At 63.2% G+C, this 18,383-nt stretch carries 19 protein-coding genes; 10 read left to right on the forward strand and 9 right to left on the reverse strand.

Going from position 1 to position 18,383, the window contains the following annotated elements; genetic code table 11:
* From ABYW26_RS01175 to ABYW26_RS01205, 7 genes are all read right to left on the reverse strand, one after another.
* Positions 1–1,073: M16 family metallopeptidase (locus ABYW26_RS01175; protein WP_372602849.1), on the reverse strand; the 1,073-nt coding region annotated here is incomplete at its 3' end.
* A complete protein-coding gene (locus ABYW26_RS01180) occupies positions 1,070–2,431 on the reverse strand; it encodes a M16 family metallopeptidase (RefSeq protein WP_372602851.1) in 1,362 nt (453 codons plus the stop codon). The genes ABYW26_RS01175 and ABYW26_RS01180, both read right to left, overlap by 4 nt.
* Positions 2,432–2,507: 76 nt before the next feature.
* Positions 2,508–3,038, reverse strand: coding sequence for a DUF3035 domain-containing protein (locus tag ABYW26_RS01185; RefSeq protein ID WP_372602852.1), 531 nt, complete (start codon positions 3,036–3,038; stop codon positions 2,508–2,510).
* A gap of 51 nt (positions 3,039–3,089) precedes the next feature.
* A complete protein-coding gene (lspA, locus tag ABYW26_RS01190) occupies positions 3,090–3,560 on the reverse strand; it encodes a signal peptidase II (RefSeq protein ID WP_372602853.1) in 471 nt (156 codons plus the stop codon).
* Between the two features lie 9 nt (positions 3,561–3,569).
* The gene (purH, locus tag ABYW26_RS01195) at positions 3,570–5,159 is read right to left on the reverse strand and encodes a bifunctional phosphoribosylaminoimidazolecarboxamide formyltransferase/IMP cyclohydrolase (RefSeq protein ID WP_372602854.1); all 1,590 of its coding nucleotides are present in this window, start codon (positions 5,157–5,159) and stop codon (positions 3,570–3,572) included.
* Between the two features lie 14 nt (positions 5,160–5,173).
* Positions 5,174–6,874, reverse strand: a complete 1,701-nt coding sequence (locus tag ABYW26_RS01200; protein WP_372602855.1) for a heparinase II/III family protein — start codon at positions 6,872–6,874, stop codon at positions 5,174–5,176.
* 139 nt (positions 6,875–7,013) lie between these two features.
* Entirely contained in the window at positions 7,014–8,294 is a 1,281-nt protein-coding gene (locus ABYW26_RS01205) for an RsmB/NOP family class I SAM-dependent RNA methyltransferase (RefSeq protein ID WP_372602856.1), read from the reverse strand.
* A gap of 71 nt (positions 8,295–8,365) precedes the next feature.
* On the opposite strand from ABYW26_RS01205, the gene ABYW26_RS01210 reads away from it, so the two are divergent.
* Positions 8,366–8,548, forward strand: a complete 183-nt coding sequence (locus ABYW26_RS01210; protein ID WP_372602857.1) for a DUF1674 domain-containing protein — start codon at positions 8,366–8,368, stop codon at positions 8,546–8,548.
* A gap of 9 nt (positions 8,549–8,557) precedes the next feature.
* Here the strand turns inward: ABYW26_RS01210 and dapB are convergent, their stop codons facing one another.
* The gene (gene dapB, locus ABYW26_RS01215) at positions 8,558–9,367 is read right to left on the reverse strand and encodes a 4-hydroxy-tetrahydrodipicolinate reductase (RefSeq protein ID WP_372602859.1); all 810 of its coding nucleotides are present in this window, start codon (positions 9,365–9,367) and stop codon (positions 8,558–8,560) included.
* Positions 9,368–9,468: 101 nt separating this feature from the next.
* Here dapB and rbfA point away from each other — a divergent pair, with 101 nt between their 5' ends.
* The 5 genes from rbfA (at position 9,469) to ABYW26_RS01240 (ending at position 13,157) form a co-directional block, all read left to right on the forward strand.
* Positions 9,469–9,891 (forward strand): 30S ribosome-binding factor RbfA, encoded by a 423-nt coding sequence (rbfA, locus tag ABYW26_RS01220; protein WP_372602871.1) that lies wholly within the window; start codon positions 9,469–9,471, stop codon positions 9,889–9,891.
* On the forward strand, positions 9,878–10,624 hold the full coding sequence (locus ABYW26_RS01225; protein ID WP_372602861.1) for a phosphodiester glycosidase family protein: 747 nt from the start codon (positions 9,878–9,880) through the stop codon (positions 10,622–10,624). The genes rbfA and ABYW26_RS01225 overlap by 14 nt, the downstream gene beginning before the upstream one ends.
* Positions 10,625–10,679: 55 nt before the next feature.
* Positions 10,680–11,588, forward strand: coding sequence for a tRNA pseudouridine(55) synthase TruB (gene truB / locus ABYW26_RS01230; protein WP_372602863.1), 909 nt, complete (start codon positions 10,680–10,682; stop codon positions 11,586–11,588).
* 157 nt (positions 11,589–11,745) lie between these two features.
* A complete protein-coding gene (locus tag ABYW26_RS01235; protein WP_372602864.1) occupies positions 11,746–12,603 on the forward strand; it encodes a DUF2189 domain-containing protein in 858 nt (285 codons plus the stop codon).
* Between the two features lie 41 nt (positions 12,604–12,644).
* Positions 12,645–13,157 carry a DUF1643 domain-containing protein gene (locus tag ABYW26_RS01240; protein ID WP_372602865.1) on the forward strand — a complete coding sequence of 171 codons (513 nt, stop codon included), beginning with the start codon at positions 12,645–12,647 and terminating at the stop codon, positions 13,155–13,157.
* Here ABYW26_RS01240 and ABYW26_RS01245 read toward each other — a convergent pair.
* On the reverse strand, positions 13,152–13,964 hold the full coding sequence (locus tag ABYW26_RS01245; protein ID WP_372602866.1) for a calcium-binding protein: 813 nt from the start codon (positions 13,962–13,964) through the stop codon (positions 13,152–13,154). The genes ABYW26_RS01240 and ABYW26_RS01245 overlap by 6 nt on opposite strands.
* Positions 13,965–14,232: 268 nt before the next feature.
* Here ABYW26_RS01245 and ABYW26_RS01250 point away from each other — a divergent pair, with 268 nt between their 5' ends.
* The 4 genes from ABYW26_RS01250 to pnp form a co-directional block, all read left to right on the forward strand.
* Positions 14,233–15,165: a calcium-binding protein gene (locus tag ABYW26_RS01250; protein WP_372602867.1), complete on the forward strand. Its 933-nt coding sequence runs from the start codon at positions 14,233–14,235 to the stop codon at positions 15,163–15,165.
* Between the two features lie 47 nt (positions 15,166–15,212).
* Positions 15,213–15,506, forward strand: coding sequence for a DUF5665 domain-containing protein (locus ABYW26_RS01255; RefSeq protein ID WP_372602868.1), 294 nt, complete (start codon positions 15,213–15,215; stop codon positions 15,504–15,506).
* Between the two features lie 147 nt (positions 15,507–15,653).
* The gene (rpsO, locus tag ABYW26_RS01260) at positions 15,654–15,923 is read left to right on the forward strand and encodes a 30S ribosomal protein S15 (RefSeq protein ID WP_372602869.1); all 270 of its coding nucleotides are present in this window, start codon (positions 15,654–15,656) and stop codon (positions 15,921–15,923) included.
* A gap of 365 nt (positions 15,924–16,288) precedes the next feature.
* Positions 16,289–18,383 (forward strand): polyribonucleotide nucleotidyltransferase (gene pnp, locus ABYW26_RS01265; protein WP_372602870.1); only part of this gene is annotated, 2,095 nt, incomplete at its 3' end.

Genomic DNA, 18,383 nt, shown 5'->3' on the forward strand with positions numbered 1-18,383 from the left:
ACCGTGTCCAGTTCTTCCTGAGTGATGCCATCAGTTGCCGCACGGGCCCATTGGTCGCGGATCACCTGAACGGCTTCAGCCATCTTTTCATTGGCCGAGGCCACCTTGCCCAGCACCAGATCGGCCCGGTCCATCGTATACAGATAGGATGACACGCCATAGGTCAGGCCGCGCTTTTCCCGGACCTCTTCCATCAGCCGGGACGAAAATCCGCCGCCGCCCAGAACGCTGTTCAGGACGAAGGCGGCAAAGAAATCCGGGTCTTCGCGGGCGATACCGTTGTGACCGAAGATCGCCACCGATTGCGGGGTGTCAAATGGCACGACGGTCACACCGCCGGACAGGGCGAAATTGGCCGGGCCGGGCATGTCGGCGCCGGTTTGCGGCAGGCCGTCGAACAGACGATCCACCAGCGCACCCAATGTCTGCGCGTCAATGTCGCCCACCGCTGACACGAACAGCCGGTCGCGGGCCATCACCCGGTCCTTGGCGGCAACGATATCGTCCCGCGTCAGCGCGGTCACAGTCTCGACCGAGCCTTCGATCGGCGTGCCGTAAGGGTGATCGCCAAAGGCCAGCGCGTTAAAGGTTCGGGCAGCGATCTCGTCCGGGTCGCGTTCGTCAGAACGGATGCCCGACAGCACCTGCCCGCGCACCCGTTCGACCGCATCCGCATCAAAGCGCGGGTTGACCAGCGCCTGATGCAGCAACTCGACCGCCTGATCGCGGTTCTCGGTCAGGAACTGCGCCGAGACCGACAGCGCGTCATTATACGCGCTGAAGGAAAAGCGCGCGGCCAGCGCATCGCGGGCGGCGGCAAAGCCTTGCGCGTCCAGATCGGCCGCGCCTTCTTCCAGCAAGCCGGACATCAGGTTGATCGCCCCGCGCTTGCCCGGCGCATCCAGAGACGCACCGCCCTGAAACCGGATTTCCAGCGCGACAAAGGGAATTTCGTGGCTTTCGACCAGCCAGACATCAATGCCGCCGGGGGTGGTGATTTCCTGAATATCGACCGCCGCACGCGCCGGGATGGCGGCCAGCATCAGGCACAGGCTGAGGGCGAAACGGATCATTCTGTGGCCTCCCCGGCGTCAGGGCGCACCAGCCAGCCGGTGACCGCCTTGCGCCTGTCGTCAAATATGTCATGCGCGGCCTGCATCACGTCTTCGGGCGTGACGTCCTGCAGGATTTTCGGCCAGTCCTTGACGTCCTGGATCGTCAGGCTGGTGGCCAGCGCCGCACCGTATTTCTGTGCCAGACCGGCGATATTGTCGTCGGCATAGATATTCGACGCCTTAAGCTGCATTTTCAGGCTTTCGAAATTGGCCATATCGACGCCGGTTTCCAGAAACCCGGCAATTGCCTGATCCATCTGGGCCTCGGCATCGGCCAGCGTCACGCCTTCGGCGGGCACGATGACCAGCCCGAAGGTGGTATCGTCCAGCGAGGTGCCATCATAAAACGCCGAGGCATAGACTGCGCTTTGCCGGTTGAACATCAGTTCCGACCCCAGAACCGAGGTCGCGCCCTCGCCGCCCAGCAGTTCGGACAGATAGACCAGCGCCGCAGCGGTTTTCTGGTCACCGGGATCACGCTCGGGCGCCAGATAGGTGCGCACCAGATAGGGCTGGGCCACGCGCGGGTCCGACAGGGTCAGGCGGCGTTCCGCCAGTTGCGGCGGTTCTTGCGGCCGGGCGCGCGGGGTGACGGCGTCGCTGGGCGCCAGCGGGCCATACCAGATTTCGGCCAGATCGCGCACCTGATCCGGGGTCACATCGCCCGCGACCACCAGAATGGCGTTATTCGGCGCGTAATGGCCGTGATAGAATTTCAGCACATCCGCGCGCGACAGGGTTTCCATTTCGGCTTTCCAGCCGATCACCGGGATGCCGTAGGGATGGTTCAGATATTGCGCCGCGTTGCGCTGTTCGCTGAACAGGGCGCCGGGCGAGTTTTCGGTGCGCTGATTGCGTTCCTCAAGGATCACACCGCGTTCGGTGGCGACCTGATCTTCGGACAGGGTCAGACCCTCCATCCGGTCGGATTCGATCTGCATCATCAGCGCCAGCCGGTCGGCGGCAACCCGTTGATGATAGGCGGTATAATCATACGAGGTGAACGCATTGTCCGAGCCGCCGTTGGCCTCGACAATGTCGGAAAACGCGCCGTCCGGGAACGCATCAGTGCCCTTGAACATCAGGTGTTCGGTGAAATGGGCGATGCCGGATTTCCCCGGCGGCTCGTCAGCCGAGCCGACCCGATACCAGACCATATGCACCACCACGGGCGCGCGGTGGTCTTCGATCACCACCACCTCCATGCCGTTGTCCAGCGTGAAGCTGGTCACGTCATCAGCATGGGCGGGCAGCGAGAAAAGGGAAGCGAAACCAAGCGCACTCAGGCACAGACGCGCAAATCGCGGCATGAACATTCTCCGGAAAAGGTCAGGTGTAAGCTACGGCATCCTGCCGCCACTTCAACCCCACCCAAGAGACTGTGATCGGCTGTTAGTTTGCTTTTTCGGGCGGCGCGCCAACAGTGCGCACCCCGGCCCGGCGCCAGCGGTCAAGCTCGGCGTGCTGATCCAGCGACTGTTTGCGGTAGGCCTTGTAATAAACCGACACGTTGAACATGCGCTCTAACAGGCGGCCATTGTTCTTGCGGCGATACTCAAGATCTTCGGCGGCCAGCGTCTGACGGATGTTTTCCGCTGTGCCAAACCGCGTCGCCTGCGCCATCAGCGCATTATCTGCGGCCGGAATACCGGTTTCAGCCAGACGTTCAGGCCGGCCACCCAAGGCAGCGACCACATCGGCATCGGGGTCCAGATCGGCGCGATTCTTGCCACCCGGAGTCGGGGCCGGCAGCGCCGCCAGATCCTCGGGGGTTTCGATCGGCTTGTTCGGCAGGAAATTGAACTCATCCGGGCCGGTTGTGCCCTTGATGTTCATCAGTTGCGGGGTCTTGTCACGCGAACATCCGGCCAGCGCCGTAAGCGCCACCAGTGAAATAATAGCAATGACGCGTCCACCACGCATACCGGTCTCCTTACCGTTCCGGCCCCTCTTTAGCCCATAGGCGCGGGCACGTCACGGGGTCTTATTGCCCGGCGAAAAAACGATCAGCCCAAGCGCCCCGGCAAAGATAGCCACATCCGCGACGTTAAAGGAATAGGGGTTGGCGATTCCACAGCAGGACATGTTCAGAAAATCCGCAACTGCCCCCCAGATCACCCGATCCACCAGATTGCCCAGCGCCCCGCCGATCAGGATACCCGCAATCGCCATCACCCGAGGCGGATGCCCGCCACGGCGCGTCCAAAGCAGCACCGCCAGCGAAATCGCCGCCGAAACAGCGATCAGAACCCAGCGCATCACCCCGGCGTCATTCGCGAACAGGCCGAAATTCACGCCACGATTCCACGCCATGCGGAAATTCAGCAGCGGTGGCAAAACGTCGATCGACAAGCGGTGTTGCAGGTCCAGCCCGACCACGACCAGATATTTCGTGGCCTGATCGGCCACGAAAACCAGAAACGCAGTCAGGGCCAAAAGCCGCATATCGCCCCCTTAGTGGCGGAAATGCCGCATGCCGGTGAACACCATGGCCAGACCGGCCTCGTCAGCGGCAGCGATCACTTCGTTGTCACGCATCGATCCGCCGGGCTGAATCACACAAGTCGCGCCCGCAGCGGCAGCCTCAAGCAGACCGTCGGGGAACGGGAAGAACGCGTCCGAGGCCACGGCCGACCCGATGGTCAGCGGCGCGGGCAGGCCCAGAACCTCGGCCATGCGCTCGGCCTTTTTGGCGGCGATCAGGGCCGAATCGACCCGGCTCATCTGGCCGGCGCCGACGCCGACGGTGGCGTTGTCTTTGACATAGACGATGGCGTTCGACTTGACGTGCTTGGCGACTTTCCATGCGAACAGCAGGTCGCGCATCTGGTCGGCAGTCGGGGCCTTTTTGGTCACGACCTTCAGATCGTCGATGCCGACGAACCCGGCATCCTTGTTCTGCACCAACAGGCCACCCGACACCTGACGCACGGTGTTCGACCCTAGCAGCACATTCGGCAGACCATCGGTAATCAGCAAGCGCAGGTTTTTCTTGGCGGCAAAGATGTCCCGCGCCTCGTCCGAGGCGCCCGGCGCGATCACAACCTCGGTGAAGATGCCCGAGATTTCGCGGGCAGTCTCGGCATCCAGCGGCTGGTTCAGCGCGATAATCCCGCCAAAGGCCGAGGTGCGGTCACAATCGAACGCGGCCTTATAGGCCTCGACCAGCGTGGCGCCCTTGGCCACACCACAGGGGTTGGCGTGCTTGATGATGGCGCAGGCGGCGCTTTCGGCGGGGTCGAATTCGGCGACCAGCTCGAACGCGGCGTCAGTGTCGTTGATGTTGTTATAGGACAGTTCCTTGCCCTGAAGCTGCTGCGCGGTGGCGACGCCGGGGCGGTTGGTGCCATCGGTATAGAACGCCGCTTGCTGATGCGGGTTCTCGCCATAGCGCAGGGTCTGGGCCAGCTTGCCCGCGAACGAACGATAGCGCGGCGTGGTCTCACCGATTGCCTCGGCCATCCAGTTCGACACGGCGGCGTCATAAGCGGCGGTGCGGGCATAGGCGGTCTGGGCCAGCTTTTGCCGGAAGGCCAGGCTGGTGTTGCCATCATTGGCGGTCAGTTCGGCCAGCAGGGCGTCGTAATCTTCGACATCGACCACGACGTTGACGAAGCCGTGGTTCTTGGCACCAGCGCGGATCATTGCCGGGCCGCCGATGTCGATGTTTTCGATACAGTCGTCATAAGCGGCGCCTTTGGCGACGGTGGCCTCGAACGGATAGAGGTTCACCACCAGCAGGTCGATCGCGTCGATGCCGTGCTCGGTCATCGCGGCGACGTGCTCGGGATTGTCGCGCAGCGCCAGCAGGCCGCCATGCACCTTGGGGTGCAGGGTCTTGACCCGGCCATCCATCATTTCGGGAAAGCCGGTCACGTCCGAGACATCCTTGACCGAAAGCCCGGCCTCGCGCAGCGCCTTGGCGGTGCCGCCGGTCGACAGAAGCTCGACCCCGCGCGCATCAAGGGCGCGGGCGAATTCAATCAGGCCGGTCTTGTCAGAAACGGAAATCAGCGCGCGGCGCAGGGGCACGAGGTCAGTCATCGGAAAGGTCCTGTTCAGTTTTCTTCGGGCAGCGGATCATCGTCTGTGACGAGATCCCGAATCCCGAGCGGTGTATCCTGTGCCTTGGCAAGGGTCCAGTTGATCTGGCTTGCCTGTTGCAAAACCCGGGCCGAAAGCACGATTTGTTGCGATGCACGCGGCTTTAGCCGCCCGGTTTCCAGATAAAACGACCGTTCCAGCCGCAAATCGGCATGGCCGTCATGGCGGAACACCCAGATTTCCCCGCTTTTCAGCGCCATCGACACCGCCGTGCCGCCCAGATCAAGCTCGGCATCGACATCGGGATGCAGGTGGAACCTGAGGCTATAGCCGATCCCCTGTAATTTGACCCGGTCCATGGCGGCATCAAAGGCGGTGCGTTGGGCATCGGTAAAGGCGCCCAGCGTGTCTTCGCCATTCAGGGACCGGCCGTCGGGCGACAGCAGCAATTCGCGGGCATGGACCAGACCATGCGTCGCGGCATAGCCGTCGTGCCACGCGGTCAGGCCATGCGGCATGCGCTGAGTGCTGACCTCGCGCGGGATTTCCTGCAACGGCTCGCGGCCCTGCCCGCCGGATTTGCGCTTGGGCGCCAGACGCGACGAGGAATAGCCGGTGATCTCAAGCGTTGAATGCGATTGCGTGGCGCGCCCGGCGCGGCGCCAGTCCTCGCCAAAGGTAACGCCCGAGCCGCAGCTGACGATCAGCGGTCGCCGTCCCGAGGTCAGTTCAAACGCAAGGGTCGAGGCATGGGCATTACAGGATTCAGGCCCTTTCGGCGGGGCGCTGGCATCGACGATCACGCTGGTGCGGCCTGCCGACAACCGCGCATAGCCCATCGCCAGCCCGCCCACGGCCGAGGTGCGAACGCCCGAGGCCGCCAGCGCGTGATCCAACCGGCCTTCGGCCCCGCGCCCGCCGCCGTGAAACCGTGCCAGCCCGCCATCGGCATGGCGCAGCGCCCGCAGTGTCGGCGCGATGCGCTCGATCGCGGCGACATGGTCGCGCGGTGTGACCTGCCCGGCAGCGGACAAGGCCGAGGCCGCCCACGTCAGCAGGGTGAAGACCTCAAGCAATTCTTCGGGGTTGCGGGTCGGGATGCCTCCCTGTGCGTCGATCTGGGTCCGGCATTCGCGCGCCAGCGCCCGCGCCGCCGGGGCCACATAGCAATCCATCCCCGACAGGGCCAACCCGGCATAGATCAGCCCGGTCAGCGCCTCGAACCGCGGCAAGCCCGGCGCCGCCGCTTTCCAGCGCCGCGACAGAAAGATCGTCTGTTGCCCAAGCGAGCGGAAATAGGCGTCGGATTGGCCTTTGTCCTGCGCCGACAACAGGAAAATCGCGTGGTTGATCCAGCGGATCAGCCGCCGTCCGGTCAGATCCGGTGTCCAACCGGCGCCGGTGCCACGCCCGAAACGCGCGATCCATTCCGAGGTCCAGCGTTGCGCCAGCTTGCGCGCGGCGCCATCGCCGACCGCGGCCAGATCGTCCAGCCAGCGAAAGCCGTGAATGTCATCCTCGAACCCGTCCGAGGGCATCGGCACATCCCAGATCACGGTGCCGGGGGCCTCGACCAGATAACCGGCGAACAGGTAATTGCCGCCGATCAGCTGTCGGCCCTTGGCAAAGGTGCCAATCGTGCGGGGTTCGGGTTGCGAGACAAATCCGGCGGCAGGCCGTGCTAAGGTCGCACGCCGGGCTTGCAGGCGGTTCATGAAACCGCTGCGCCGGGCCGTCGAATTTCCGGTCTGCGAATGGCCTGTCATATATCCGCTATCTGCTCAGTCGCGGGTTTTCCCGCCTTGGCATCAGGATACCCGTGGGGGGCCGATGTGTCACCGGCGAAAACCCGGCTCAGGCAGGTTTACGCAGACAGGCGATATAGAACCCGTCCAGACCGCCGCGCTCGGACCAGAAGTCCGGGCTGATCCGCAGCCCGCCCTGATCGTCGATCCACGCCGGATCAAGACCGGGCAGCGCCGGGCGTTCGACCTGCAAATCCGGGTGGCGCAGCAAGGCGTCGCGCAGTTGATGCTCGCCCTCTTCGGGCAGCAGGCTACAGGTGCAGAACACCAGCCGCCCGCCGGGTTTCAGCAACTCAAGCGCGCGGTCGATCATCTGGGTCTGCAGGTCGAACAGCGGTTTGATGTCCTTGCCGGTGCGGGCATAGGGCAGGTCGGGATGGCGGCGAATGGTGCCGGTGGCGGAACAGGGCGCGTCCAGCAGAATCGCGTCGAACGGCGCCTCGGGGTCCCAGAACATCACGTCAGCGGCGACCACCTCGGCGCTGAGGCCGGTGCGGTCCAGATTTTCCTCAAGCCGTTTCAGCCGCGGGCGCGAGATATCCAGCGCCGTCACTTCAGCGCCGGTCGCGGCCAGTTGCATGGTCTTGCCACCGGGCGCAGCACACAGATCGGCGACCCGTTCGCCCTGCTGGGCATTCAACAGCCGCGCCGGAATCGCGGCGGCAGCGTCTTGCACCCACCAATCACCGGTGTCGAACCCCGGCAGGGCCGAAACCTGAACACTGCCCATGATCCGCACCGAGCCGGTCGGCAAAGCCTCGCCCCCGACGCGGGCCGCCAGCGCGGCGGCATCGCCATCCTTGGGCGTCAGGTCCAGCGGCGCGCCCCTGGAATGCGCGGCCTCGATCGCCAGCACCCGTTTGCGGCCATGCAGGCCTTCCAGACGGCCACGCAGCCAGCCCGCCATGCGGGTCGGCGGCAGGGCGTTCCAGTCGTCGCGCGAATATTCCGCTGCCCGGCGCAGCACCGCGTTGGCCAAACCGCCCAGCGGCCGGGTGCGGGGGTGCAGGTGCAACAGGTCAACCGCGGCGTTCACCACGCCATGCGGGGCTTCGCCTTCTTCCAGCATCTCGACGATTGCCAGCCGCAGCACCAGTTTCACATCCTCGGGCGGGTGTTTGCGCAGCAGCGGTTTCACCACGGCGTCAGCCCGGCCCAGATGGCGCAGGGTCGACAAGGTCAGCCGTTGCGCCCGCGCCCGCTGCGACGGAGACAAATCCGCGATCGGGCCATCGTCGCCGGTCAGGTCCGACATCGTCTGATGTTCGTGCAGCACCTCGTGCAACATCTGCACTGCGGCCAACCGAACCGGATCTACTGACTGGGCCATTTCTGTTCTCACGCTTGCCGAACTATCCGCCGGACGTATAACAAAGGCTTCGAACCCACAAGGAGAGCGCCATGAGCGACGAGTCACGCAAGGATCTGCCCCCCGCGGCCCAGCGCGCCCTGGCCGAAGCCGAAGAGCGCCGCAAGAAGGCCGCCGAAGCCGACCCCCTGCCGAAAGAGCTGGGCGGGCGCGATGGCCCCGAGCCGGTGCGGTATGGCGATTGGGAGAAAAAAGGAATCGCCGTCGATTTCTAGGCCGGTGCCTTAGATCCCCAGAACGTCCACCATGTCATACTCGCCCGGGTGCATGCTCTGCCCCCAGATCGCGGCGCGCAGGGCGCCACGGGCGAAAATCCGGCGATCGGTGGCAATGTGGCGCAGGACGATCCGCTCGCCTTCGCCCGCGAACAGCACGTCATGCTCGCCCACGATATCGCCGCCGCGAATGGCGGAATAGCCGATGGTGTTGGGTTCGCGTGCGCCGGTGATGCCATCGCGGCCACGCACGGCGACCTCGGCATGGTTCAGGCCACGGCCTTCGGCGGCGGCTTCACCCAGCATCAGCGCGGTGCCGGACGGCGCATCGACCTTGTGCTTGTGATGGGCCTCGATCACCTCGATATCGAAATCCGGGCCCAGCGCCGCCGCGACCTTTTTGGTCAGCTGCACCAGAAGATTGACACCCAGACTCATGTTGCCGGCCCGCACGATCACCGCATGACGGGCGGCGGTGCTGATTTTCGCAAGATCGTCGGACATCAGCCCGGTGGTGCCGATCACATGCACCGCCCGCGCCTGCGCTGCCAGCGCCGCGAATTCCACCGTCGCGGCGGGCGAGGTAAAGTCGATCACCGCCTGCGCCTTGGCAAAGGCCTCAAGCGCGTTGTCGGTGACGATCACCCCGGTATCGGGCTCGCCGATCAGCGCCCCGGCATCGCGGCCGATCCAGTCATTGCCGGTCCGCTCGACCGCGCCGACCAGACGCGCTTCGCTGCTTTCCATAACCAGACGGATCAGCATCCGGCCCATGCGGCCGCTGGCTCCGGTGATGACGATACCCGGCAGATCGGTCATTGCGCTCTCCATATCCAAGTCTTCGGCCCCGTTTAGCCGAGCCGGACGCCATTGGCAAAGCCCTGCTTGCAGCGCCGCGCGCCATGACATAAATGCTGGCCATGGCTAAAGGACGGTTCAACACGGGCTCGGGCCCCTCTCAGCGGCAGCTTCGCGTCGGCGAACTGATCCGGCGCACCCTTTCGGATGTGCTGGCGCGGGGGGATATTCACGACCCCGAACTGAACCGCATGTCGATCACGGTCGGCGAGGTTCGCACCTCGCCCGATCTCAAGGTCGCCACCGCATTCGTATTGCCGCTGGGCGGCCAGCACGCCGAAGAGGCCCTGTCGGCGCTGCGCCGTAACCGGCATGAACTGCGCCGGGCGGTGTCCAAGGCGCTGACGCTGAAATTCTCGCCCGAGATCCGCTTTGCCATCGATCAGACTTTTGATCAGATGGACGAGACCCGGCGCCTGCTGACGCAGGATACGGTGCTGCGCGACGTTGCCCATACCGAGGATGACGAGGATGACGAGGCTTAAGCGCCTCTGCCTTGTCCTGCTGGCCACGCTGGCGCCCGCAGGTGCCGCCTCGGCCAACTGCCGCCCACTGGCACATGACCAGAACACCTATACGATCTGCACCGCCACGCCCGGCACCGATGACATCCGGCTGTTTCACACCGATGACGCGGACGAGGTTCTGGGCAACTTTGGCCGGATCAACGCCATGCTGGCGGTTCAGGGCCAAACCCTGAGCTTTGCGATGAACGGCGGGATGTATCACCCCGACCGGTCGCCCGTGGGCCTGTATATCGAGGACGGCGTGCAAAAGCGCGCGGCGGTCACGCGGTCCGGGCCGGGGAATTTCGGGATGCTGCCGAATGGCGTGTTCTGCCTGACCGACACCACCGCGCAGGTGATTGAAACCCGCGCCTATGCCGCCAACCCGCCTGCCTGTCGTTTTGCCACCCAATCGGGGCCGATGCTGGTGATCGACGGGGCGCTGCATCCGCGGTTTCTGCCGGACAGCACCTCGCGCAATATCCGCAACGGCGTCGGCGTGACCGAAGCTGGCGAGGTGATCTTTGCCATCTCGGACCAAGCGGTCACATTTGACGAATTCGGGCGGCTGTTCCGCGATGTGCTGCACACGCCGAACGCGCTGTTTCTGGATGGCAAGGTGTCGCGCCTGTTCGCGCCGGACCTCAATCGCAACGATCTGGGCCTGCCGTTGGGTCCGATTGTCGGCGTTGTCGTGCCTCAGACCCGTTGACGCGCGGGCGCGGCTTTTGTAGCACCCGCAGCTTACCGGTATTGGAGGGCAAAACATGGGCCGCAGCCGCAAGGGACGCGACATTTCGGGTTGGCTGGTCGTAGACAAACCCGCCGGGATCAGCTCGAACGCGGTTGTGAACAAGGTGCGCTGGGCCTTTGGCGCGAAAAAGGCCGGTCACGCCGGAACGCTTGACCCCGAGGCCACCGGCGTTCTGGCGGTGGCCCTTGGCGAGGCCACCAAGACCGTGCCCTATATCACCGACGCCATGAAGGCCTATGTGTTTACCGTGCGTCTGGGGCAGGCCACCAATACCGACGATACCGAGGGCGAAGTGATAGCCGAAAGCGATCTGCGCCCGTCTGACGACGATATTCGCACCGCCTTGGCCCGGTTCACCGGCGATATCATGCAGGTGCCGCCGAAATTCTCGGCGGTAAAGATCGACGGCGAACGCGCCTATAAGCTGGCGCGAGACGACGAAGAGTTCGAGATCGCCGCCCGCCCCCTGTTCGTCGAAAGTCTGGTCATGCTGGACCGCCCCGATGCCGATCATGTCACGCTGGAAATGGTCTGTGGCAAAGGCGGCTATGTGCGCGCGATCGCCCGCGATCTGGGCGAGGCTCTGGGCTGTTACGGTCATGTGCGCGAATTGCGCCGGGTCTGGTCCGGCCCGTTCGAGGCCGAGGACGGTGTCAGCATGGACAAGATCGAGGAGCTGGCGAAAACCCCGGAACTGGATGCGCTTCTGCGCCCGGTCGAACAGGGTCTGGAAGACCTGCCCGAACTGAAATGCACCGCCGAGGGCGCCAGCCGGATGCGGCACGGCAATCCCGGCATGGTGATCGCCGCCGCCGATGTCGAATATGGCGACGAGGCCTGGGCGTCGTTTCAGGGCAAAGCGGTTGCCGTCGGCATCTATCGCGCCGGCGAATTGCACCCCAGCCGGGTGTTCAACCACTGATCCCGGCGCCCGCCGCGCTCGCGCGGTTGTGTGTGGGGGATTTCCGCGAATGTGCTATGGTTATGACAGGGAAGGCCGGCAGGCTTGACCCGTATCGCAATATTTGCGGGCCGGACCTCTGGCTGGATCCTGATTGATCAGGAAACGGGAGGTAGTCATGGTCAATACAATCGGAAATCCACTGACATGGGGCGCCGAGGCGATTGGCCTTGCCGGGCATAAGGTCGCCAAGGCAACCGCGCATGTCCAAAGCAGCCGCGTCAACAATCCACCAAATGTGCGCAAGATCGGGCTTGAGGATCTAAGCTATGCCTTGCGGATGGGGGTCAAGGACTTTGCCGCGTTCCGCTCGGACGTGATGTTTCTGGTCCTGCTTTACCCGATCATCGGCATGATCATGGCATGGTTCGCATTCCATTCGAACCTTGCGCATTTCATGTTCCCGCTGGCCTCGGGCTTTGCGCTGTTGGGGCCGGTGGCCGGGATCGGGCTGTATGAGCTTAGCCGCCGCCGCGAAATGGGCGTTCATGCGACATGGTCCGACGCCTTTACCGTGCTGCGCGCGCCATCGGTCGGGCCGATGGTGGTGCTGGGGGCGTATCTGCTGGGCATGTTCTCGATCTGGATGATCACCGCTCATGCCATTTATACCGCGACCATGGGTCCGGACCTGCCGACAACGACGATGGGCTTTGTCCGGGACGTGTTCGGCACCGAAGGCGGAGCCGCGATGATGGTGATCGGCATTCCGATCGGAGCGGTGTTCGCGGTGATCGTTCTGGCGGTCAGCGTGGTGTCGTTCCCGCTGTTGCTGGACCGCGATGTCGGGCTGCCGGTGGCGGTTGCGACCTCGTTGAAAGTGACGGCGAAAAACCCGGTCACCATCGGCGCATGGGGCGTGATTGTCGCCGCATTGCTGGCGGTCGGATCGCTGCCGCTGTTTCTGGGGCTGATCGTGGTGATGCCGATACTGGGTCATGCGACATGGCACCTGTATCGCCGCGCAATCGACTAGACCTCTTGATCTGATCCGTGGTCCGGGCCACAACCCGGACCATGATCACCCGAACTCACCAGAAAGATGATGCCGCCTCGACCGCCGTTTATTCGGATTGCGAGGCTTACCGCTATACCCTGACCCGTATCTGGGATCCCAAGGGCAAGCGCGCGTTGTTCATCATGCTGAACCCCTCGACCGCCACCGAAGTCCAGAACGACCCGACCGTCGAGCGCTGCGAGCGCCGGGCGCGGGCCTTGGGGTTTGGCGGCTTTCGCGTGACCAACATCTTTGCCTGGCGCGACACCGACCCGAAAAAGATGCGCGCCGCCGCCGATCCGGTCGGCCCGGCGAATGATGCCGCGATTGTTGAAAGCTGTCCCTGGGCCGATCAGATCATCTGCGCGTGGGGCACCCATGGTGCGCACCTGAACCGCGGCCCCCATGTCGAAGCCCTGCTGCGCAACACCGGCTTGCCACTGTTTCATCTGGGGCTGACTCAGGCCGGGCACCCCAAGCATCCGCTTTACATCAGTTACAGCCAACAGCCGCAGGAATGGCCCGCCTCATAAGGGCGCCGGAACCAGCGCGATATCCGCCAGATCCAACCCGACAACCCCCGCCACCTGAGCGGTCACCACCCCGTCCATCAGGATCATGGTGTTGCCACCGGATTCTTGCAGGGTGATTGTCGGCGCCGAGGCCAGATCCTGATCATACATCAGCACGATCGCGTCCTCGTCCGATTGGTAATCCTCGATCACCGGCGCCTTGCCAGCCACGACGAACCCGCCCGAAATGAACGTGTCATTGCCATCACCGCCGGTGCCGTGGTCGTGGTTGCCAAGGATCAGAATGTCGTCGCCGTTGCCACCGTCCAGCGTATCGCCCTTGTCTTCGTCATAGCCGAAATCGGTCTCGGTGGCGCTTTCGCTCCAGGTGCCATCCAGCAGGTCATTGCCGTTGCCACCCTTCATCGTGTCGGCCCCGAACCCGCCGAACAGCGCGTCATCGCCGCCCGAGCCGCTCATCAGGTCGTCACCGATGCCACCTTCCAACAGGTCGGCACCGTCGCCGCCGATCATCTCATCCGGACCCTGACCGCCGATCAACCAGTCCGACCCGCCACCGCCATCCATATAATCGGCGCCATCGCCGCCATCCAGAACGTCGTCGCCCGGTCCGCCGAACAGATCGTCCCAGCCCTCCAGCCCCGACAGGATGTCATCGCCGCTGCCGCCTTGCAGCGTGTTCGCGCCCTCGTCGCCGGTCAGGATATCGTCGCCTGAATTGCCGCCCGCTTCGTCATCCGACGACCACACGTCGATCGCTACACCGACCATCAAGGACGTCAGCAAAATCATGGCCATAAAAATCATAGCACCCCCCCAGGTCCAGACCAGTTCATTCCGAACCCAAGTCGGCGGCAAAGCAAGATTTTTCGAAAAGCACTTTGCGTCATGCGGGAACAGTTTGAATCTTGGCCGATCATTTGCTCTCAATCCGAAACAATTCGCGCGGCGGGAGGGTTCATCCTTGGTTAACCATCTGACCTAAATCTCCTTCGGATGCCGGGCGGTCCGCGATACCCTAGGCGCGGTGGTATCGATCCGCAGGGGTGCGGGTCCGTGATGAGTGAGGGGCGCGATGCTGGGCTTGGCTGGGCTATTGGGTTTGATCGTAATGGGTCTTTCGGTCGATATGACCGGGCTGACCGGGGATCGCGACGCAGAGGATGCCGATCTGCCCGACAACCCAGACAACGACCTGTTGGAAGGCGGCACCGGCAACGACATTCTGCTGGCCGGGTTCGGTGATGATATCCTGTTCGGGAATGACGGCGACGACCTGCTGTGGGGTGGCGATGGCGATGACCTGCTGCTGGGGGCCGACGATAACGACACCCTGCAAGGCGGCGATGGCAATGACAGCCTTGAGGGCGATTTCGGGGATGACGACCTGTCCGGTGGGGCCGGTGACGACGATCTGAAAGGTCAGGCGGGCGATGATTTGCTCAGCGGGGATGACGGTGGCGACACGCTGATCGGCGGGCCGGGCAATGACATTCTGCGCGGTGGCGCCGGGGACGACGGCCTGATGGGCGGCAATGACGATGATCTGGTCTTTGGCGGCGCCGGCGCCGATATCGTGAACGGCAATCTGGGCGATGATCTGGTTTCGGGTCTGGCGACCGACGATCTGTCCGAGGCGCTGCGCGATGATGGCGAGATGGATTATCTGAACGGCGGCGATGGCGATGACATCCTGCTGGCGGGGATGGGCGATCTGGCCACCGGCGGCGACGGTGCCGATCTGTTCGCGCTGGGCGACTGGGATGGCCCGGCCGAGATCGCCGATTTCGACCCGACCGAGGATGCGCTGCTGGTGATCTATGACGCCGCCGCGCATCCCGATCCGACCATTTCGGTTGAACCGCTGTCGGGTGACCCGGAATCGGCGGTGATCCTGCTGGATGGCCTGCCGGTCGCTCATGTCGCGGGCGGGGCCGGTCTGGACCCGTCCGAGGTGACACTGGTCGCCGGAACCACCTTTGCCGATATCATCAGCCTTGCCGCCTGAAGCCAGCCGGGGCTAGTCTGGCCCTGACCCGGCAAGAAAGGTGCGGCATGGAAGAACAGCCCGACGCGCAAGAGCGGCTGATCGTGGAACTGGCCAGCCTGCGCCGGTCTTTGGACCGGCTGAACACGCATAACTATCTGCGAGCGCACCGGTCGGTGCCGCGGATGCTGGGCTATACGTTTCTGCGCGGGCTGGCGATGGGGCTGGGCACGGTGATCGGCGCGACGATCCTTGTGTCCGTCGCGGCCTATTCGCTGGCGCAAATCGACTTTATTCCGATCATCGGTGACTGGGCGCAACTGATCGTGCAGGAAATCCAGACCGGGCCTACCACCCCCTGATCGCACCCAAGGCGCGAAAGCCTTTTCTTTTGCAAAAGAATCTCTTATACGCGCGCATCTGCCGCTTGCTGAGTGGTGGATTTCTCCACGGGCCTTGCTGGACGACATCCCGGCCTGAGCCATCAACCCTTAACCAAGGAGACCCCGATGTCGATTACCGCTGAAGAAAAGAACCGCCTGATCAAAGAATTCGCAACCAAAGAAGGCGACACCGGTTCGCCGGAAGTTCAGGTTGCGATCCTGACCTCGCGCATTTCGACGCTGACCGAGCACTTCAAAAGCCACAAGAAGGATAACCATTCCCGCCGTGGTCTGCTGATGATGGTCGCCCAGCGCCGTAAACTTCTGGATTATGTCAAAGGCAAGGACGAGGAGCGTTACACGAACCTCATTCAGCGCCTGGGCATCCGCCGCTAAGACCGGCCCGGATACTGGAATACCGAACGCCCGCTCATCCGAGCGGGCGTTTTTTTTCGCCCGGTTCGGCCTATTGCAGCCAGCACGCCCCGATCTGCATGGGAGGGCACCATGCGTTATTCTCCGATACCTATCTCGAAGCCTTCGTCATCCAATACGAATGATCGGCGGCGCGGCGGCGTTCTGCCGGGCCGCAACTCACCGCTTCCAAAGCATCGGTTTTTCCTATATTGGCCACCCATCTGAGATATGGCGCCCGGACCCTAGCGCTGTGAAGGATTGATAGAGGGGTCGGCGGCAATGGGGCCGCCATGAAAAACGGGAGACCCGGAAGGCCGGGAGTGCTCCCTTACAGGATACGCTAGATGTTTAACGTTACGACGAAATCAATGCAGTGGGGCGATGAAACGCTGACACTGGAAACGGGCAAGATTGCCCGTCAGGCAGACGGCTCGGTCGTTGCCACGCTGGGCGAAACCAGCGTCATGGCCAACGTGACCTTCGCCAAATCGCCCAAGCCCGGTCAGGACTTCTTTCCGCTGACCGTGCATTACCAAGAGAAATACTATGCCGCCGGTAAAGTGCCGGGCGGCTTCTTCAAGCGCGAAGCGCGTCCGACCGAAAAGGAAACGCTGACCGCGCGCCTGATCGACCGTCCGATCCGCCCGCTGTTTGTCGAAGGCTTCAAACACGAAGTTCTGGTCATGTGCACCGTGCTGTCGCACGATCTGGTCAACGATCCCGACGTCGTGGCGATGATCGCCGCGTCGGCCGCGCTGACCATTTCGGGCGCGCCGTTCATGGGCCCGATCGCCGGTGCCCGCGTTGGCTTCAGCAACGGTGAATACGTGCTGAACCCGTCGGTTGATGACATGCACAACCTGCGCAACAACCCCGAACAGCGCCTTGATCTGGTCGTCGCCGGCACCAAAGACGCCGTGATGATGGTTGAATCCGAAGCTTACGAACTGTCCGAAGCCGAAATGCTGGGCGCCGTGAACTTTGCGCACCAGCAGATCCAGCCGGTTATCGACCTGATCATCGATCTGGCCGAAGACGCCGCGAAAGAGCCGTTCGACTTCCAGCCGCCGGAATACGGCGATCTGCTGGCTGCGGTGAAAGCCGCTGGCGAAGAGCAAATGCGCGCCGCCTATGCGATCACCGACAAGCAACAGCGCGTTGCAGCCGTAAGCGCCGCGAAAGAGGCGATCAAGGCAACGCTGACCGAAGAACAGCTTGAGGATGCCAACCTTGGCACCGCGATCAAAAAGCTGGAATCGTCGGTTCTGCGCGGTGATGTCGTCAAGAACGGCCGCCGCATCGACGGTCGCGCTTTGGATCAGGTTCGCCCGATCGTTTGCGAAACCGGCCTGCTGCCGCGGACCCACGGGTCGGCCCTGTTCACCCGTGGTGAAACTCAGGGTCTGGTCGTGACCACGCTGGGCACCGGCGACGATGAGCAATTCATCGACGCGCTGCATGGCAACTTCAAATCGAACTTCATGCTGCACTATAACTTCCCGCCGTATTCGGTCGGCGAAGTTGGTCGCGTTAGCGGTCCGGGCCGTCGTGAAATCGGTCACGGCAAGCTGGCTTGGCGTGCGCTTCAGGCGGTTCTGCCTGCGGCAACCGATTTCCCGTATACCCTGCGTCTGGTGTCGGAAATCACCGAATCCAACGGCTCGTCGTCGATGGCGTCGGTCTGTGGCGGTTCGCTGTCGATGATGGATGCCGGTGTGCCGCTGAAGGCCGCTGTTGCCGGTGTGGCCATGGGTCTGGTTCTGGAAGAAGACGGGTCCTATGCGGTTCTGACCGATATTCTGGGCGACGAGGATCACCTCGGCGACATGGATTTCAAAGTCGCAGGCACCGAAGCCGGGATCACCTCGCTGCAGATGGACATCAAGGTTGCCGGTATCACGCCCGCGATCATGGAAAAAGCTCTGGAGCAAGCCAAAGCCGGTCGTCTGCACATTCTGGGCGAGATGAACAAAGCCCTGTCCGGCACTGCTGAATTCTCGGTCCACGCTCCGCGTATCGAGACCATGCAGATCCCGACCGACAAGATCCGCGAAGTGATCGGCTCGGGCGGCAAGGTCATCCGCGAAATCGTCGAAGTGTCGGGCGCCAAGGTCGACATCAACGATGACGGCGTGATCAAGATCGCTTCGTCCAACGGCGACGCCATCCAAAAGGCCTATGACATGATCTATTCGATCGTGGCCGAGCCGGAAGAAGGCAAAGTCTACAAAGGCAAAGTCGTGAAAATCGTCGATTTCGGCGCTTTTGTGAACTTCTTCGGCAAACGCGACGGCCTTGTGCATGTCAGCCAGATCGAAAACCGCCGCCTGAACCACCCCTCCGACGTTCTGAAAGAAGGTCAGGAAGTTTACGTCAAACTTCTGGGCTTTGACGATCGCGGCAAGGTGCGTCTGGCGATGAAGATGGTCGATCAGGAAA

Source organism: Actibacterium sp., from assembly GCF_041584535.1.
Lineage (GTDB): Bacteria > Pseudomonadota > Alphaproteobacteria > Rhodobacterales > Rhodobacteraceae > Actibacterium_D.

Coding starts and splice junctions, on each gene's coding strand:
- ABYW26_RS01180 (WP_372602851.1), bottom strand. CDS start 2,431: ATGTTCATGCCGCGATTTGCGCGTCTGTGCCTGAGTGCGCTTGGTTTC.
- ABYW26_RS01185 (WP_372602852.1), bottom strand. CDS start 3,038: ATGCGTGGTGGACGCGTCATTGCTATTATTTCACTGGTGGCGCTTACG.
- lspA (WP_372602853.1), bottom strand. CDS start 3,560: ATGCGGCTTTTGGCCCTGACTGCGTTTCTGGTTTTCGTGGCCGATCAG.
- purH (WP_372602854.1), bottom strand. CDS start 5,159: ATGACTGACCTCGTGCCCCTGCGCCGCGCGCTGATTTCCGTTTCTGAC.
- ABYW26_RS01200 (WP_372602855.1), bottom strand. CDS start 6,874: ATGAACCGCCTGCAAGCCCGGCGTGCGACCTTAGCACGGCCTGCCGCC.
- ABYW26_RS01205 (WP_372602856.1), bottom strand. CDS start 8,294: ATGGCCCAGTCAGTAGATCCGGTTCGGTTGGCCGCAGTGCAGATGTTG.
- ABYW26_RS01210 (WP_372602857.1), top strand. CDS start 8,366: ATGAGCGACGAGTCACGCAAGGATCTGCCCCCCGCGGCCCAGCGCGCC.
- dapB (WP_372602859.1), bottom strand. CDS start 9,367: ATGACCGATCTGCCGGGTATCGTCATCACCGGAGCCAGCGGCCGCATG.
- rbfA (WP_372602871.1), top strand. CDS start 9,469: ATGGCTAAAGGACGGTTCAACACGGGCTCGGGCCCCTCTCAGCGGCAG.
- ABYW26_RS01225 (WP_372602861.1), top strand. CDS start 9,878: ATGACGAGGCTTAAGCGCCTCTGCCTTGTCCTGCTGGCCACGCTGGCG.
- truB (WP_372602863.1), top strand. CDS start 10,680: ATGGGCCGCAGCCGCAAGGGACGCGACATTTCGGGTTGGCTGGTCGTA.
- ABYW26_RS01235 (WP_372602864.1), top strand. CDS start 11,746: ATGGTCAATACAATCGGAAATCCACTGACATGGGGCGCCGAGGCGATT.
- ABYW26_RS01240 (WP_372602865.1), top strand. CDS start 12,645: ATGATCACCCGAACTCACCAGAAAGATGATGCCGCCTCGACCGCCGTT.
- ABYW26_RS01245 (WP_372602866.1), bottom strand. CDS start 13,964: ATGATTTTTATGGCCATGATTTTGCTGACGTCCTTGATGGTCGGTGTA.
- ABYW26_RS01250 (WP_372602867.1), top strand. CDS start 14,233: ATGCTGGGCTTGGCTGGGCTATTGGGTTTGATCGTAATGGGTCTTTCG.
- ABYW26_RS01255 (WP_372602868.1), top strand. CDS start 15,213: ATGGAAGAACAGCCCGACGCGCAAGAGCGGCTGATCGTGGAACTGGCC.
- rpsO (WP_372602869.1), top strand. CDS start 15,654: ATGTCGATTACCGCTGAAGAAAAGAACCGCCTGATCAAAGAATTCGCA.